This is a genomic window from Streptomyces sp. NBC_01451 (assembly GCF_036227485.1).
GTDB lineage: Bacteria > Actinomycetota > Actinomycetes > Streptomycetales > Streptomycetaceae > Streptomyces.
This window is the reverse complement of record NZ_CP109479.1, coordinates 8,182,703-8,198,676: the sequence shown is the minus strand read 5'-3', so window position 1 is coordinate 8,198,676 and position 15,974 is coordinate 8,182,703. Positions and strand designations below refer to the sequence as shown.

General features: G+C 72.1%; 11 protein-coding genes. 3 read left to right on the top strand and 8 right to left on the bottom strand.

The genetic code is table 11. The annotated features are described in order from the left end of the window. Nucleotides 1-4: 4 nt before the first annotated feature. On the bottom strand, nucleotides 5-1,447 hold the full coding sequence (locus tag OG595_RS36035; RefSeq protein WP_329283472.1) for a GuaB1 family IMP dehydrogenase-related protein: 1,443 nt from the start codon (nucleotides 1,445-1,447) through the stop codon (nucleotides 5-7). Between the two features lie 242 nt (nucleotides 1,448-1,689). Further along, nucleotides 1,690-2,106 carry a barstar family protein gene (locus OG595_RS36030; RefSeq protein ID WP_329279494.1) on the bottom strand — a complete coding sequence of 139 codons (417 nt, stop codon included), beginning with the start codon at nucleotides 2,104-2,106 and terminating at the stop codon, nucleotides 1,690-1,692. 193 nt (nucleotides 2,107-2,299) lie between these two features. On the opposite strand from OG595_RS36030, the gene OG595_RS36025 reads away from it, so the two are divergent. Further along, on the top strand, nucleotides 2,300-4,552 hold the full coding sequence (locus OG595_RS36025; protein WP_329279493.1) for an MMPL family transporter: 2,253 nt from the start codon (nucleotides 2,300-2,302) through the stop codon (nucleotides 4,550-4,552). A gap of 130 nt (nucleotides 4,553-4,682) precedes the next feature. Here the strand turns inward: OG595_RS36025 and OG595_RS36020 are convergent, their stop codons facing one another. Both OG595_RS36020 and rpe read right to left on the bottom strand, forming a co-directional pair. Next, nucleotides 4,683-5,672: a sugar-binding transcriptional regulator gene (locus OG595_RS36020; RefSeq protein WP_329279492.1), complete on the bottom strand. Its 990-nt coding sequence runs from the start codon at nucleotides 5,670-5,672 to the stop codon at nucleotides 4,683-4,685. A gap of 146 nt (nucleotides 5,673-5,818) precedes the next feature. Then, entirely contained in the window at nucleotides 5,819-6,505 is a 687-nt protein-coding gene (gene rpe / locus OG595_RS36015; RefSeq protein WP_329279491.1) for a ribulose-phosphate 3-epimerase, read from the bottom strand. Between the two features lie 134 nt (nucleotides 6,506-6,639). On the opposite strand from rpe, the gene OG595_RS36010 reads away from it, so the two are divergent. Then, nucleotides 6,640-8,808 carry an MMPL family transporter gene (locus OG595_RS36010; protein WP_329279489.1) on the top strand — a complete coding sequence of 723 codons (2,169 nt, stop codon included), beginning with the start codon at nucleotides 6,640-6,642 and terminating at the stop codon, nucleotides 8,806-8,808. Here the strand turns inward: OG595_RS36010 and OG595_RS36005 are convergent. Continuing rightward, on the bottom strand, nucleotides 8,789-10,207 hold the full coding sequence (locus tag OG595_RS36005) for an RsmB/NOP family class I SAM-dependent RNA methyltransferase (protein WP_329279487.1): 1,419 nt from the start codon (nucleotides 10,205-10,207) through the stop codon (nucleotides 8,789-8,791). The two genes, OG595_RS36010 and OG595_RS36005, sit on opposite strands and share 20 nt — an antisense overlap. A 106-nt stretch (nucleotides 10,208-10,313) precedes the next feature. Further along, a complete protein-coding gene (fmt, locus tag OG595_RS36000; RefSeq protein WP_329279485.1) occupies nucleotides 10,314-11,246 on the bottom strand; it encodes a methionyl-tRNA formyltransferase in 933 nt (310 codons plus the stop codon). A gap of 202 nt (nucleotides 11,247-11,448) precedes the next feature. Between fmt and OG595_RS35995 the strand changes: the two genes are divergently transcribed. Further along, nucleotides 11,449-12,039, top strand: coding sequence for a hypothetical protein (locus tag OG595_RS35995; protein WP_329279483.1), 591 nt, complete (start codon nucleotides 11,449-11,451; stop codon nucleotides 12,037-12,039). 252 nt (nucleotides 12,040-12,291) lie between these two features. Here OG595_RS35995 and OG595_RS35990 read toward each other — a convergent pair whose 3' ends face one another. Next, nucleotides 12,292-14,484, bottom strand: coding sequence for a primosomal protein N' (locus OG595_RS35990; RefSeq protein ID WP_329279481.1), 2,193 nt, complete (start codon nucleotides 14,482-14,484; stop codon nucleotides 12,292-12,294). Between the two features lie 263 nt (nucleotides 14,485-14,747). Then, on the bottom strand, nucleotides 14,748-15,956 hold the full coding sequence (gene metK, locus OG595_RS35985) for a methionine adenosyltransferase (protein ID WP_329279479.1): 1,209 nt from the start codon (nucleotides 15,954-15,956) through the stop codon (nucleotides 14,748-14,750). Between the last annotated feature and the right edge of the window lie 18 nt (nucleotides 15,957-15,974).

The following is a 15,974-nucleotide window of genomic DNA, read 5'->3' as shown; positions in this document are numbered from 1 at the left end:
CGGGTCAGCTCCAGCTGGCGTGGAGCGGCTTGCCCTCCGCGTACCCGGCGGCGCTCTGGATGCCGACGATGGACTTCTCGGCGAACTCCGCGAGGGAGTTGGCACCGGCGTAGGTGCACGAGGAACGGACGCCCGCGATGATCGAGTCGATCAGGTCCTCGACGCCCGGGCGGGCCGGGTCGAGGAACATCCGGGACGTGGAGATGCCCTCCTCGAACAAGGCCTTGCGGGCCCGGTCGTACGCCGACTCCTCCGACGTACGGTTGCGTACCGCACGCGCCGACGCCATGCCGAACGACTCCTTGTAGAGGTGCCCGGCGGCGTCCTGCTGAAGGTCGCCGGGAGACTCGTACGTCCCGGCGAACCAGGAGCCGACCATGACGTTCGACGCACCGGCGGCCAGCGCCATCGCGACGTCACGGGGGTGGCGTACCCCGCCGTCCGCCCACACGTGCTTGCCGTACTTCTTCGCCTCGGCCGCGCACTCCAGGACCGCCGAGAACTGCGGTCGGCCGACTCCCGTCATCATGCGGGTGGTGCACATGGCGCCCGGTCCGACGCCGACCTTGATGATGTCGGCGCCCGCCTCGATGAGGTCCCTGACGCCCTCGGCGGCGACGATGTTGCCCGCGGCGATCGGGACGTGCGGGTCGAGGTCGCGGACCAGCTTGATGGCGCTGAGCATCGACTCCTGGTGACCGTGCGCGGTGTCGATGACGAGGGTGTCGACGCCCGCTTCGAGCAGTTGCTGCGCTTTTCCGGCCACATCGCCGTTGATGCCGACGGCGGCGGCGATCCGCAGACGGCCGTTCACATCCGTGGCCGGCGTGTAGAGGGTGGCACGCAGCGCGCCCTTGCGGGTGAGGATGCCGGCGAGCCTTCCGTCGGCGTCGACGGCGGGTGCGTAACGCCGGTTGGCGCCGTCGAGACGGTTGAAGGCCTCGCGCGGGTCGATGCCGGCGTCGAGGAGCAGCAGGTCCTTCGACATGACCTCGGAGAGCTGGGTGAAGCGGTCCACACCGGTCAGGTCGGCGTCGGTGACCACGCCGACCGGCCGCTGCTCGGCGTCGACGACCACACCCGCGTTGTGTGCCCGCTTGGGCAGCAGGGCGAGGGCGTCTGCGACGGTCTGGTGAGGCGCGAGCATGATCGGGGTGTCGAGCACGAGGTGGCGGCTCTTCACCCAGGAGACGACGTCGGTGACGACCTCGATCGGGATGTCCTGCGGGATGACGACGAGCCCGCCGCGCCGTGCGACCGTCTCGGCCATCCGGCGGCCCGCGATGGCGGTCATGTTGGCGACGACCAGCGGGATCGTCGTACCCGTACCGTCCGGGGAGCTGAGGTCGACGGCCTGCCGGGAACCCACGGCGGAACGGCTCGGGACCATGAAGACGTCGTCGTACGTCAGGTCGTACGGGGGCTGGATGTCGTTGAGGAAACGCACGTGCTGCACATCCCGGTTGATCAGAGGTGGCCCCCGGACAGGACAGCCTGGGGGAAGAGCACGTACCTCATTGTCCCATGCCGGTGACCTGAAATCGCCTGGTCGGATCGTCCAGACGGATCGCGGGACGGGTCGTGGCATCCTCCGACGGACCGCCACCGCCCCGACGACACCCGGCACCCGGCACCCGGCACCCGGCACCCGGCACCCGGCAGTGCCGACGGCGCACGACGGCACTGGCGTCAGGCGAGCACCATCACCACCGCCAGCCCCGTATCCGTCTCCCGCCAGCTCGCGGCGGCGTCGGCGAAGATCTCCTGGAGCGTGTTCCACTCCTCGGGCCGGGCCGCCGCGTACGCCTGCCAGCCGCGGACGAGCAGGAGCCTGCCCCGGCTCGCGGGCCACCACTGCAAGTCACCGAGACAGTCCGCCAGGGCGTCCCAGTTCGAGCCGAAGTGGTCCGGGAAACGCATCGCGGTGGCACAGGCCGTCATCAGCCCGGCCCTGTCCGACACATCGGCGAGGTCGAGGTCGGCGCTCTCCCAGCCCGCCTCGCGGGCGGCTTCGAGGGCGCGCTCGAACGGCAGCGCGGCGGGCCAGGACAGGACACCGGCGGGCGCGCGGCCGGCGAACACCGGAGCGAGCGGGTGGTCGGTCATCTCAGCACCACCGTGAGGAGTCGCGAAGGGTCGAAGTGATCATCGCTGTAGTAGATCCCACCGCCCCGTCCCAGGACAACGGCGACCCGGCCGAGGACATGGGCGGGAACCCGGGTCACAGCCTCCCGACAGGACACGTCGACCGGCGAGTCGTTCAATGAAGATGACCGGCAGTCTCCGGCGGGAGCCGCGCATGTCATCGCCGACAGCGACACCAGCACCAGCATCGGGGGGACGCAAGGACACGCGCGGGAGACTGCGCCGGCTGGGCGAGTGGTGTGCCCGGCACTTCGTGATCGTCATCGTGGCCTGGCTGGTCGCGCTCGCCGCCCTCCAGGTGCTCAACCGTTCCTCCGGCGGTGACTACTCCGACAACTTCTCCCTGCCCGGGGTCCAGTCGCAGCAGGGCCTGGACTTGCTGAAGAAACACGATCCGGCGGCCGGCGGCTACGGCAGTCAGATCGTGCTGCGGGACTCGGCGAAGCCCTTGACCTCCGTGTCCACGCAGATGTCCCAGACGGTCACCGACCTGCAGAAACTCCCGCACGTCCTGTCCGTCCAGAGCCCGCTGCCGCCGCCGGGATCACAGCCCGGCACCAGCGAGCAGACCGTCGGCCCGCTCTCCGGCGACGCGAAGACCGGCTACATCACCATCCGTTTCGACGTCCAGCCCTCCACCCTCCAGGACGACTACCTCGACGGTGTCGACAAGTCGGTGCAGTCGCTGCGGTCGGCCGGAGTGCAGGTCGAGTACGGCGGACCGCTGGGCGAACTGGCCCGGCCCGCCGCCGACGACCGGGTCAGCGAGCTGATCGGGTTCGCGGTGGCGATCGTCGTCCTGCTGGTCGGCTTCGGCAGTGTGCTCGCCGCCGGCATTCCCCTGCTGACCGCGCTGATCAGCGTGATCGGGGGCCTCGCCTGCCTCGGGCTGCTCGCCTCGGCGTTCACCTTCGCCACGGTCTCCCCCACGCTGGCCACGATGATCGGCCTCGGCGTGGGCATCGACTACGCGCTGTTCCTGATCACCCGGCACCGCCAGAACCTGATGAACGGCGACGATCCGGTACGGGCGGCGGGCCGGGCCAACGCCACCAGCGGGCGGGCCGTCCTGGTCTCCGGGTGCACGGTGATCGTCGCGCTGGCCGGGCTCTCCGTCTCCGGGGTCGGCTTCATCGGCAAGCTGGGCGTGGCAGCCGCCGTGACGGTGGTCTCCGCGGTCGTGGGCGCCCTCACCCTGGTCCCGGCCCTGCTCGGGCTCATCGGCCGACGCATCGACCGCTACCGGGTACGCCGCCCGGTCGCCGAAGCCGCGGCCGACGAGACCGGCGCCGAGAGCCACGGCGCCTGGCACGGCTACGCGCAGCGGGTCGAGCGGCGCCCCTGGTGGTTCCTGGCCGGCGGGGTCCTGACGGTGCTGGTGCTGGCGATCCCGGCGCTGTCCATCCAGCTCGGCCACATCGGCGACGGCGCCGACCCGAAGTCGTTCACGGACCGGCGGGCGTACGACATCATGGCCCAGTCGTTCGGGCCGGGCGCCAACGGCCCGCTGACCGTCGTCATCGACCAGACGAAGGTGCCCGCCGACCAGCGCTCCGCCCTCGCCTCGAAGGCGTCCAAGGCGCTGGCGGACGTACCGGGCGCCGCCACGGCCACCCCGCTCACCGCGACCAAGGACGGCGACGTCCTGATCGGCACGGTCTACTCCAAGGCGTCGCCGCAGAGCGAAACGACCACCGACCTGACGAACCGCCTGGTCGACGACACCCTGCCCGGCGCCGTCTCCGGAACTGCGGCGCACGGCTACGTGACCGGCACGACCGCCGCCCAGGTCGACTTCCGTGACATCGTCGCGAGCCGCCTGCCGCTGATCATCGCGGTGGTCGTCGCCCTCGCCTTCCTGATCATCCTGGCCGTCTTCCGGGGCCTGCTGGTGGCGCTGAAGGCGGCCGTGCTCAACGTCCTGTCGATCGCCGCCTCGTACGGTGTCGTCGTGGCCGTCTTCCAGTGGGGCTGGGGCGGGCCCGCGCTGGGGGTGACGGGCAAGGTGCCCATCGAGAGCTACGTTCCGATGATGATGTTCGCGATCATCTTCGGACTCAGCATGGACTACGAGATCTTCCTGCTCTCCCGCGTCCACGAGGCCTGGCTGCGCACCGGCGACGCGAAGGCGTCCGTGGCCCACGCCCTGGAGATCACCGCCCGGGTGATCACCTGCGCGGCCCTGATCATGGTGAGCGTCTTCGCCGCGTTCGTGGTGAGCGACAACGTGGTGGTGAAGATGCTCGGCCTGGGTCTCGCCGTGAGCGTGCTCATCGACGCGACGGTCGTACGGCTGCTGCTGGTGCCGGCGGTCATGACGCTGCTGGGCTCCCGCGCCTGGTGGACGCCCGGCTGGCTCGACCGGGTCCTGCCGCACCTGGACCCGGAGGGCGACGAGCACGACTGACGGGTTCGTACGTCCCCGGCGCGTCCCCTCGAACGGAGCGGTTGGGCAGAGCCGCTGTACCGAGCCGTCGAACAGCTCGGTGCCCGGGCTCCCGAGGGAGTCCGGGCACCGCCCGCAGCCTCACAACCCGTCAGATGCCGTCCGGGTCCGCCCGGTTGAGCGCCGGCTTCGGCGTCGGGCCCGCCGTCATCAGGTAGTCCGCCGCTGAGGTGTCCGTGACCAGGCTGGTGACCAGCCCGGACCGCAGCACCGCGTCGATCGCCGCGGCCTTGCGCTGCCCGCCCGCGATCGCGACGACCTCGGGAACCCGGCGGAGCTGGTCCGTCTTGACGGTGATGCACCGCTCGCCGAGGTCACGGCCGACCCGGCGCCCCTCGCTGTCGAAGAGGTGCGCGGACATCTCGGCGGCGACGCCCAGGGACGCGTAGTGGCCGCGTTCCTCGTCGCTGAGCATGTCGTGCACCGTCGAGATACCGGCCTCCCAGGAGCCGATGGAGACGCAGGCGACGGTGACCTTGTCGAAGTACTCGAAGGCCCGCGCGATCCCGGTCTGGTTGCGCAGCGCGGCGGCGGTGGCCGCGTCGGGCAGCAGCATCGGGGCGTAGATGGGGTGGGCGTCGCCGCCCGACACCTGGGCGGCACGGCGGACCGCCTCGACCGAGCCGCGCTCGGCGGTCCCGGCGTCGTACACCCCCGTCAGCTGGACCACCGTGCAGGGCGGCAGCCGGTCGAGGGCAGCCGCCATGTGGATGGTGGACCGGCCCCAGGCGAGGCCCAGCACATCGCCTTCGTTCACCAGTTCGCCGAGCAGGTCGGCGGCCACTTCACCGAGGTTCTCCGGGTCGGGCGACTCCTGGGCCTCGGCCGGGGACTCGACCACGACCGCGTGCCTGAGGCCGTACCGGGCCCGCAGCGCGTCCGAGCGCTCGGCGTCCAGTTCGGCCGGGACACGGATCTCGATCCGCACGAGATCCCGTTCGAGAGCGGTCTCCAGGACCCGGGCCACCTTGAAGCGGCTGACGCCGAACTCCTCGGCGATCTGGATCTTGGACTTGCCCTCCAGGTAGAAGCGGCGGGCCATGGCCGCCGCCTGAACCAGCTCAGCGGGTCCCATCCGCATGGCTGACCGGCCAGCCGACATACCCGACACGGCGATCTCCTCACTGCTTTTACATCGCTGCTGTTCACATTCTGGATTCGCCGTTCATCCTGTCAGATCCCGAGTGCTTGATCTGCCCAGAAGTACGTCGTTCACGTTCCCTTGGCTCAGTGGCCGCACGCCCAGGACGCAGCGGCGGTCGCGGCCTGTGCCTGGGTGCGCAGTGCACGTACCGCCTCGGCGGGGTCCGCGGCGCCGTAGACAGCCGATCCGGCGACGAAGACGTCGGCGCCCGCTTCGGCGCAGCGCTCGATGGTGGACGCGGCGACACCTCCGTCGACCTGGAGCCAGAGCTCAAGGCCGTGCTTGCTGATCAACTCGCGGGTGCGGCGAATCTTGGGGAGCATGATGTCGAGAAACGCCTGGCCGCCGAAGCCCGGCTCGACCGTCATGATCAGCAGCATGTCGAGTTCGGGCAACAGGTCCTCGTACGGCTCGATCGGGGTCGCGGGCTTGAGGGCCATGGAGGCCCGAGCGCCCTTCGCCCGGATCTCGCGGGCGAGCCGCACCGGAGCCGCGGCGGCCTCCACATGGAAGGTGACGGAACCGGCACCCGCTTCCACGTACTGCGGAGCCCATCGATCGGGGTCCTCGATCATCAGGTGGCAGTCCAGCGGAGTGTCCGTCGCCCGGGCCAGGGACTCTACGACCGGCACACCCAGCGTGAGGTTCGGTACGAAATGGTTGTCCATCACATCGACATGAAGCCAGTCGGCTCCTTCGACCGCCCTCGCCTCCTCGGCGAGTCGGGCGAAGTCTGCGGACAGGATACTGGGGTTGATCTGCGCGGCCATGCCCCAAGCGTGCCATGCCCTCCGGGGGTTGCGCGTTCGGGTCCGTCGTGGCGAAGGTGGTGGGCGGGCCGCGGGTCCGTCGTGGTTGCTCGCGCAGTCCCCCGCGCCCCTGAGTGGGACCATGCGAGGTTGGTATGAACAGTCACCGTGGGATCGCGCATCTCGTCTGCGGACGGCGGGCCAAGTGGCTGGTGCTCGGGGTGTGGCTGGTGTTGCTGTTCCTCACCGCGCCCTTCGCGCAGAAGCTCACCGACGCCCAGGACAACGACGCCGCCTCCTGGCTGCCGGGGTCCGCCGAGTCCACCCAGGTCCTGCATCTCTCCGAGGGTTTCAGGCCCGAGCAGATCCCCGCGATCGTCGTCTACGCGCGCGGGAGCGGCCTCACGGCGGCGGACCGGGCCCGGATCACCGAGGGCGCGGCGCGCATCGAGAAGCTGCGGGACCACGGAATCCGGGGCGCGGAGACCCGGGGCCCGGTGTACGACCGTGCCTCCGGCCCACGGGCCGCGCAGATCTACGTACCCATCACGATGGACGAGAAGGGCTGGGAGCGGATCGCGCCCGCCGTCGACTCCATCCGGGCCGCCGCCGGTACCGGTGCCGCCGGGCTCGCCGTGCACATCACGGGTCCCGGCGGTACGTCGGCCGACTTCTCGGAGGCCTTCGAGGGCATCGACTCGACACTGCTGCTCTCGGCGATGGGCGTCGTCGTCGTGATGCTGCTGCTCACCTACCGCAGCCCCACCCTGATCATCGTGCCGCTGCTGGGAGTGGTCGCGGCCCTGTTCACCGCGCAGGCTCTGATCTACTTCCTCGCCGAACACGCGGGGCTGACGGTGAACGGCCAGAGCGCCGGCATTCTCACCGTGCTGGTGTTCGGCGCGGGGACGGACTACGCCCTGCTCCTGGTCGCCCGCTACCGGGAGGAGCTGCGCCGCCACGAGGACCGCCACGAGGCGATGGCGCTCGCCCTGCACCGCGCGGGCCCCGCCGTCATCGCGTCCGGGGCGACGGTCGTGCTCGGCATGCTGGTGCTGGTGGCCGCCGAGATGAACTCGACGAGCGGCCTCGGCCCGGTGGCGGCGATCGGTGTGGCGGTGGCCCTGCTGGCCATGATCACGCTCTTCCCCGCCCTGCTGGTGATCTGCGGCCGCTGGATCTTCTGGCCGGTGATCCCGCACAACAACTCGCCCGACCCGACCGAGCGCGGCCTGTGGGCCCGAATGGGCCGGGGCATCGCCGTCCGTCCGCGCGTGATCTGGGGCATCACGGCTGCGGCCCTGATCGCCTGCTCGTTCGGCCTGATGCAGCTGCGCGCCGAGGGCCTGAGCAACGCGGACGCGTTCACCGACAAGCCGGACTCGATCGCCGGCCAGGAGGTGTCCGCACGTTACTTCCCGGCGGGCAGCGGTGATCCGCTCGTCGTCATCAGCAACCAGGCGCAGGCCGAGCGGGTCGGCCGGGCGGTCGCACAGACGCGTGGCGTGGTGCCCACCTCGCTCGGCCTGCCGCCGGGCACGAAGGCCTCCCACGAGGGCAAGGTGCTGTTCGAGGCCACGATGACCGCCCCCGCGGACAGCGAGGCCGCCAAGCAGACCGTGGAGCGGGTCCGGGACGCCGTGCACGCGGTGCCGGACGCCGACGCGCAGGTGGGCGGCGGTACGGCGGCCCTGCTGGACATGGACAGGGCGACGACGCACGACAACATGCTGATCATCCCGCTCGTCCTGGCGGTGGTCCTGCTGATCCTCTGCGGACTGCTCCGCGCCCTGGTCGCCCCCCTGCTGCTGATCGGCACGGTGGTGCTGTCCTTCGCGGCGGCGCTGGGCATCAGCGCCCTCGCCTTCCGCCACCTGTTCGACTACGCGGGCGAGTCGACGGACTTCCCACTCTTCGTCTTCGTGTTCCTCGTGGCACTGGGCATCGACTACAACATCTTCCTGACCACCCGTATCCGCGAGGAGTCGGTCCGCCAGGGCACCCGCAAGGGCGTGGTGACGGGCCTGTCGGCGACAGGCGCGGTCATCACCTCGGCGGGCCTGGTGCTGGCCGGCACGTTCGCGGCCCTGGGCACACTGCCCATGGTGGCGTTCGCGGAGATCGGCTTCGCGGTGGCCCTGGGCGTGGTCCTCGACACGTTCGTGGTCCGGTCGGTGCTGGTCCCGGCCCTGTTCCTCGACGTCGGTCCGAAGGTGTGGTGGCCGCACCGGCTGGCCCGGGAGGACCGCGGAGCCACGGCCCCGGAGCCGGCCCCCGCCCCCGCCCCCGCCCCCGCCCCGGAGGTCAACCGGTCCGGCGGATGAGGGCCAGATACATGGCGTCGGTCCCGTGCAGATGCGGCCACAGCTGTACGTCGGGACCGTCGCCGAGGTCGGTCACGCCCTCCAGCAGCGGCCTGGCGTCGACGAGTTCGGTGTTCGGGTGCTGCTTGATCAGGTCCTCGACGACAGCCCTGGTCTCGGCGAGGTGCGGCGAGCAGGTGGCGTAGCCGACGATTCCGCCGACGCGGACCGACTCCAGTGCGGTGGCCAGCAGAGCGCGCTGGAGCGGGGCGAAACCCTCCAGGTCCTCGGGCCGCCGCCGCCAGCGGGCTTCGGGCCGTCTGCGCAGCGCGCCGAGCCCGGTGCACGGCACGTCCAACAGCACCCGGTCGAAGCTGCCGGCCCGCCACGGTGGCCGGGTCCCGTCCCCCACGACGACCTGGTACGGGCCCGGATTGCCGTTCAGCGCCTTGGCGACCAGACCGGCCCGGTGCGGCAGCTTCTCGGAGGCGAGCAGCAGCGCGCCCCGTTCCGCGGCGAGGGCGGCGAGCAGCGCGGCCTTGCCGCCGGGCCCGGCACACCCGTCGAGCCAGGCCTTGTCGGGCCCGTCGATCGGGGCGTTGGCCAGGGCGAGCGCGACGAGCTGACTGCCCTCGTCCTGCACACCCGCACGCCCGTCCCGTACGGCGTCGATGGCCCCCGGTTCCCCGCCTTCGGCGAGCCGCACGGCGTACGGCGACCAGCGCCCCGGCACCGCGGCCTCCTCCAGGAGCAGTTCCTCGGTGGTGGACCGGCCGGGCCGGGCGACCAGGGTGACCTCGGGCCGCTCGTTGTCGGCGGCGAGCAGCTCCTCGATCCCCGCGCGTCCGCCGCCGAGGGAGTCCCACAAGGCGGAGACGACCCACCGGGGATGCGAGTGCACCACGGCGAGGTGATCCTCGGGATCGTCGTCGTAGGGCGGCGCGACCCGCTCGATCCAGGCGTCGAGATCGTGCTGGGCGACCTTGCGCAGCACGGCGTTCACGAACTTGGCCCGCCCGTCGCCGAGCACCACCCGGGCCAGTTCGACGGAGGCGGACACGGCGGCGTGCGTGGGGATCCGCGTGCCGAGCAGCTGGTGCACGCCGAGGCTCAGCACATCGAGCACCGGCGGATCGACCTCGCGCAGGGGCCGGTCGACACATTCCCTGATCACGGCGTCGTAGGTGCCCTGCCTGCGCAGCGTCCCGTACACCAGCTCGGTCGCGAGGGCCGCGTCCCGCCCGTCGAAGTCGCCCTTCGCCCGGGCCGCCCGGAGGAGCGGCGGCAACACCAGATTGGCGTACGCGTCCCGCTCGTCCACGGCCCGCAGCGCCTCGAAGGCAAGGATGCGGACGGGGTCCTTCTGGGGCCGACGGTAGGGCTTGCCGGGCTTGTGGGGCCGGCGAGGCTGCTCGCTCACGAAAAAGGTGCTCCGGATACGGGAAAGGGGTGCGGTTTCCAGCGTACGTCGTGTCGGGCCGGCCCGGGTCTCGCGATACCGCGCCGGAACGGGCCGCGCGAACGGCTCAGGCGCCGAGCACCTCGCCGTCGGCGATCCGCACGCCCCGGGCCCAGTCGGCGGCGCGCATCGGCTTCTTCCCCTGCGCCTGCACCCACAGCAGCTCGACGGCGTGCGAACCGGTGCCGACGTACACGTTGTTCTTGCCGACGGAGAGCACGCCGGGAGCGAGATCGGTGCGCTCGGGCACGGGCGTGACCTGGATGAGCTTGAGCCGCTCGCCCCGGAACACGGTCCACGCACCGGGGGCGGGAGTGCACCCGCGCACGATCCGGTCGGCCCGGAGGGCGGGCACGGACCAGTCGACGTGGGCGTCCTCGACGGTGATCTTCGGCGCGAGGGTGATGCCGTCGGCGGGCTGCGGCACGGCCTTCAGGGTGCCGTCCTCGATGCCGTCCATGGTCGCGGCCAGCAGCCCGGAGCCGGCGAAGGCGAGCCGTGTCAGCAGGTCGCCGCTGGTGTCGGTGGGCCGGATCGTCTCGGTCACCGTGCCGTAGACGGGCCCGGAGTCGAGGCCCTCCTCGATGAGGAAGGTGGAGGCGCCGGTGATCTCGTCGCCGCCCATGATGGAGTGCTGCACGGGCGCTGCGCCACGCCAGGCGGGCAGCAGCGAGAAGTGCAGGTTGACCCAGCCGTGGGCGGGGACGTCGAGGGCGACGCGGGGCAGGAGGGCCCCGTAAGCGACCACGGGACAGCAGTCGGGCCCGATCTCGCGCAGCCTCGCGAGGAACTCCTCGTCCCTGGGCCTGACGGGCTTCAGCACCTCGATGCCGGCCTCCTCGGCCCGCTGGGCCACGGGACTGGCGACCAGTCTGCGTCCCCGCCCGGCGGGCGCGTCGGGCCGGGTGACGACGGCGACCACTTCATGCCGTCCCGACCCGATCAGGGCATCCAGAGCGGGAACGGCGACCTCAGGGGTACCAGCGAAGACAAGCCTCATGGGTGGGCGGGGGCCTCTCGGACGGGATTCTGCGGGCAGCGCACCAGTCTATGACCGCACTCCAGGGGGCGTACGCATATGCCCCTACGCCCCCGCACCGTGACCACACACGCAAAATCGCGTTGGTCAAGAAAGAGTTGACCACAACGGGCCGCACACCGCGCGGCCCTTCCTTTTCAACGCCGGTTCGAGAGGCTTGTTCATGGCCGACCACGCAACCCACGACGCCCAGGCTCGGGCCAGCCTGCATTTGCTGGTGCGGGACATCGAGCGGGTCCGCCGGCAGGTGGACGCACTGCGCACCCTCACCGCCCAGTTGGGCAATGTCTACCGCCCGCGCCGCTCCGGCCCCGCCACGGGCTTCGTCGTCTACGGGCGCGCCCCCGCCCCGACCGTCCGCCTCGCCCAGGAGCTGCGGGACAGCGTCGAGACCCTGGTCACGGCAGCCGTGGACTTCGACCGCTCGCTCGGCTTCTCGTGGGACGCGGTGGGCTCCGCCCTCGGCGTCACCAAGCAGGCCGTCCACCGCCGCTACGGTGCTCGCCGCGCCGCCGCCCAGGCCGCGGCCGACGCCGAGCGCGCCACGGAGACCTCGGGCAGCCGCACGGTCGGTGTCGGGACGGTCAGCGGCGTCGGTACCGTGATGCCCCCCGTGCCGACGGTCCCCGCGGCCCGCTCGATGCCGACCCAGCCGACAGCGGGCAGCCCGACCCTCCGCGACGAGGCAAGGCCCACGGCTTTCCCCCGCGACGAGTCGAGGCCCACGGCCTTCCCCGGCCCGCGCAGCGGCTGACCCGAACCACCACCCCCCACCCCACCCTCTGCCCTCCCGCACCACCCCGGGAGGGCAGAGGCATATCCAGCCCGTCTGGGGGTCCCCCTCTGGGGGAGTTTGAGGACGAGGCCCTTTCAGGGCCGAAGCGGGGGTCTGGGGCGGCAGCCCCCAGTGGGGGTCCCCCCTCTGGGGGAGGGACGGGTAGGAGCGGCGGGGGCGAATCCGCACTCCCAGCCACTACAAGGCGCCCAGACCGACACCCACCCCGTCTCACCCAATGTCGGGCGGATCGATCCGCACCCACACGCTCTCCTCCCCGCCCCGCCCCGCCCGGGCCATCCGCGCCGCCTGGGCAGCCTTCAGCGCGGCGGCAAGCGCGGACCCGCTCCCCGGTGGCACCCGGACCAACGCACGCTCCCAGTGCTCCCCCGGCGGCGGCGCCCCCGCCCGACGCGGCCGTCCCGCCGCCGTGACCGGCAACGGCACCGGCCCCAGCACCTGGGCGTCCCCCGGGAGTTCGGCGCCGGCGAGGAACCCCGCGACGGCCTCCGCCGTCCCGGCCACGGACGCCATCCGGGACACCGGCGGAAATCCGAGCTCGGTGCGCTCCGCGAGCTCCCGCACCGCATGCCCGACGGGATCCCACCGCACCAGCGCCTGCACCGGCCGCAGGGTGGGCTCGGCGACCACCACGACCGTCCCGCCCGGCGCCCCCTCCGCTCGCGCGCCCTGCCCCCGGACGAGCGCCGCAGCCGCCATCCAGCGCCGCAGCGCGTCCTCCCCGGCCCGCAGGTCGGGGCGCCCGAGCATGGCCCAGCCGTCGAGCAGCAGTGCAGCCGCGTACCCGCCCTCGGCGACGGGCTCGGCGCCGGGCGTGCTGACGACGAGCGCGGGCGTCCCCGGCACGGTGTCCAGCACATGCTCGCGCCCCGAGGTCCGCACCGGCACGGCCGGAAACGCCCGACCCAGCTCCTCGGCGGTCCGCCGCGCACCCACGACCTGGGCCCGCAGCCGGAACCCGCCGCACTCCGGACAGCGCCAGCCGGTCTCCTCCCGCCCGCACCACGCGCACCACGGTGCCCCGGCGTCCCGCGCCTCCATCGGCCCGGCACAGTGCCGGCAACGCGCGGGTTCCCGGCACCGGGCGCAGGCCAGCCTCGGTACGTAGCCCCGCCGGGGCACCTGCACCAGCACCGGCCCGTGCTTCAGTCCGTCCCGCACCGCCTGCCAGGCGAGGGTCGGCAGCCGTGCGGCCCGGGCGGCCTCGTCCCGGGCGAGATCCCCGTCGCCGACGGTCCGGACGAGCGGGGCGGCCGACCGGACCTGCTCCCGGCCGGCGACCAGCGGCCGTGCCCACCCGCTCTCGACAAGCTGCGCCGCTTCGACCGAACAGCTCCAACTACCCAGCAGAAAGGCGCACTTGTCCTGCGCGGCCCGCAGCAGCAACACCTCGCGCGCATGCGGCTGCGGGGCGTGCGGCTCACTGTGGCTGTCGTCGCCGTCGTCCCAGATCGCGACGAGCCCCAGATCCCGGACGGGCGCGAACATGGCAGCCCGGGTCCCGACCACGGCCCGTACGGCACCCCGCCGCACGGCGAGCCACTCCCGGTACCGCTTCTCGGGCCCGGCGTCGGCGGTGAGCACGGCGTGCCGTCCCGCCCCCAGGAGGGAGGTCAGGGCGGCGTCGACCCGCGCGACGGCCCGCCCGTCAGGCACGACGACGAGCGCCCCGCGCCCGGAGGCGAGCGTCGCGCCGACGGCCCGCGCCAGTTCCTCGCTCCACTCGGGCCCGGGCAAGGCGTTCCACACGGCACGCGGCGCACCCCCGGAGGCGAGCGCCTCGAGAAACGCGCCCCCCCGGTCGTACCGAGCCCAGGTGCCGGGATCCGGCGCTCCGGCGACGGGCAGGGCCACGGCCGAGGCCGCCTTCTCGGCCCGGGCGTTGCGCGGCGGAACGGCCAGTTGCAGCACATCGGCGAGGCTCCCCGCGTACCGGTCGGCAACGGCCCGGGCCAGCGAGAGCAGTTCCTCGCTCAGCACGACCTCGGGGGACACGACCTGCGCCAGCGCGGCCAGCGGGCCGGAATAGTCGGACTCGGCGAGCCGCGCGACAAGGAACCCGTCGATGAGCCCCCCGCCCTCACGGCGCCCGTCCCTGACCCGATGCCGCCCGGCCCCGAACCTGACCCGCACCCGCACCCCGGGCTGCGCCTCGGCATCCAGCTCTTCGGGCACGGCGTAGTCGAAGTACCGGTCAAGATGCAGCACACCTTTGTCGACCAGCACTCGCGCGACGGGCAGTTCCCTGGCCAGCGCGGCCCCCCGCCAGGTCCGCGGCTTGGCCCGCGGCGCTTTGGCCTGCCGCACACTCTCCCGGATCAACGCAAGCTGCTCGGGCGGCGCCCCGTCGCCGCCCCGGGCCCCGCCACCCTCTGCGCTCCCCTGCCCGTTGTCGCTGCTCACGCCTGCATTCTTACCAAACGCCACTGACAACCGGCGGCGTCCGAACTCCCGAGATCAAGTCGGCAGCGGCACGAAATTCCAGATTCACCGCACGCCCAACGGACGCACTCCACCGAAGTAACCGCGGCCTGCGCACCGGGAGAGCACCACAGTAGGAACCCGCGTCCCCAACCCGCCAGCCATTTACCGGTACGCCGAAGCCCGGCACCCCTGACTACAGGGCACCGGGCCTCGACGATCAATCAAGCAGTGCGAGGCGGGCCTTACAGACCCACAGCCTTCCGCAGCGCCTCCACGCGGTCCGTCCGCTCCCAGGTGAAGTCGGGCAGCTCGCGGCCGAAGTGGCCGTACGCCGCCGTCTGGGCGTAGATCGGACGCAGCAGGTCGAGGTCACGGATGATCGCGGCCGGGCGGAGGTCGAAGACCGTCGTGATAGCGGCCTCGATCTTCTCGGCCTCGACCTTGGCCGTGCCGAAGGTCTCCACGAACAGGCCCACCGGCTCGGCCTTGCCGATCGCGTACGCGACCTGGACCTCGCAGCGCGAGGCCAGACCGGCGGCGACGACGTTCTTCGCGACCCAGCGCATCGCGTACGCCGCGGAGCGGTCGACCTTGGACGGGTCCTTGCCCGAGAAGGCGCCGCCGCCGTGGCGGGCCATGCCGCCGTACGTGTCGATGATGATCTTGCGGCCGGTGAGGCCCGCGTCGCCCATCGGGCCGCCGATCTCGAAGCGGCCGGTCGGGTTGACCAGCAGGCGGTAGCCCTCGGTCTCCAGCTTGATGCCGTCGTCGAGGAGGGCCTTCAGCTCGTGCTCCACGACGAACTCGCGGATGTCGGGGGCGAGGAGCGAGTCCAGGTCGATGTCGCTGGCGTGCTGCGAGGAGACGACGACCGTGTCCAGCCGGACCGCCTTGTCGCCGTCGTACTCGATGGTGACCTGGGTCTTGCCGTCGGGGCGCAGGTACGGGATCGTCCCGTTCTTGCGGACCTCGGACAGGCGGCGGGCGAGACGGTGCGCGAGGTGGATCGGGAGCGGCATCAGCTCCGGGGTCTCGTCCGTCGCGTAGCCGAACATCAGGCCCTGGTCGCCGGCGCCCTGCTTGTCGAGCTCGTCCTCATCGCCCTCGACACGCTGCTCGTACGCCGTGTCCACGCCCTGCGCGATGTCCGGCGACTGCGAGCCGATCGACACGGACACGCCACAGGAGGCGCCGTCGAAGCCCTTCTTCGAGGAGTCGTAGCCGATCTCAAGGATCTTGTCGCGCACCAGCTGCGGGATGGGCGCGTAGGCCTTGGTGGTGACCTCGCCGGCCACATGCACCAGGCCGGTGGTGATCAGCGTCTCGACGGCGACGCGGGATGTGGGGTCTTCGCGCAGAAGCGCGTCGAGGATGGTGTCGCTGATCTGGTCAGCGATCTTGTCGGGGTGACCTTCGGTCACGGACTCCGAGGTGAAAAGGCGACGGGACACAACGCTCCCTGTGGTTGC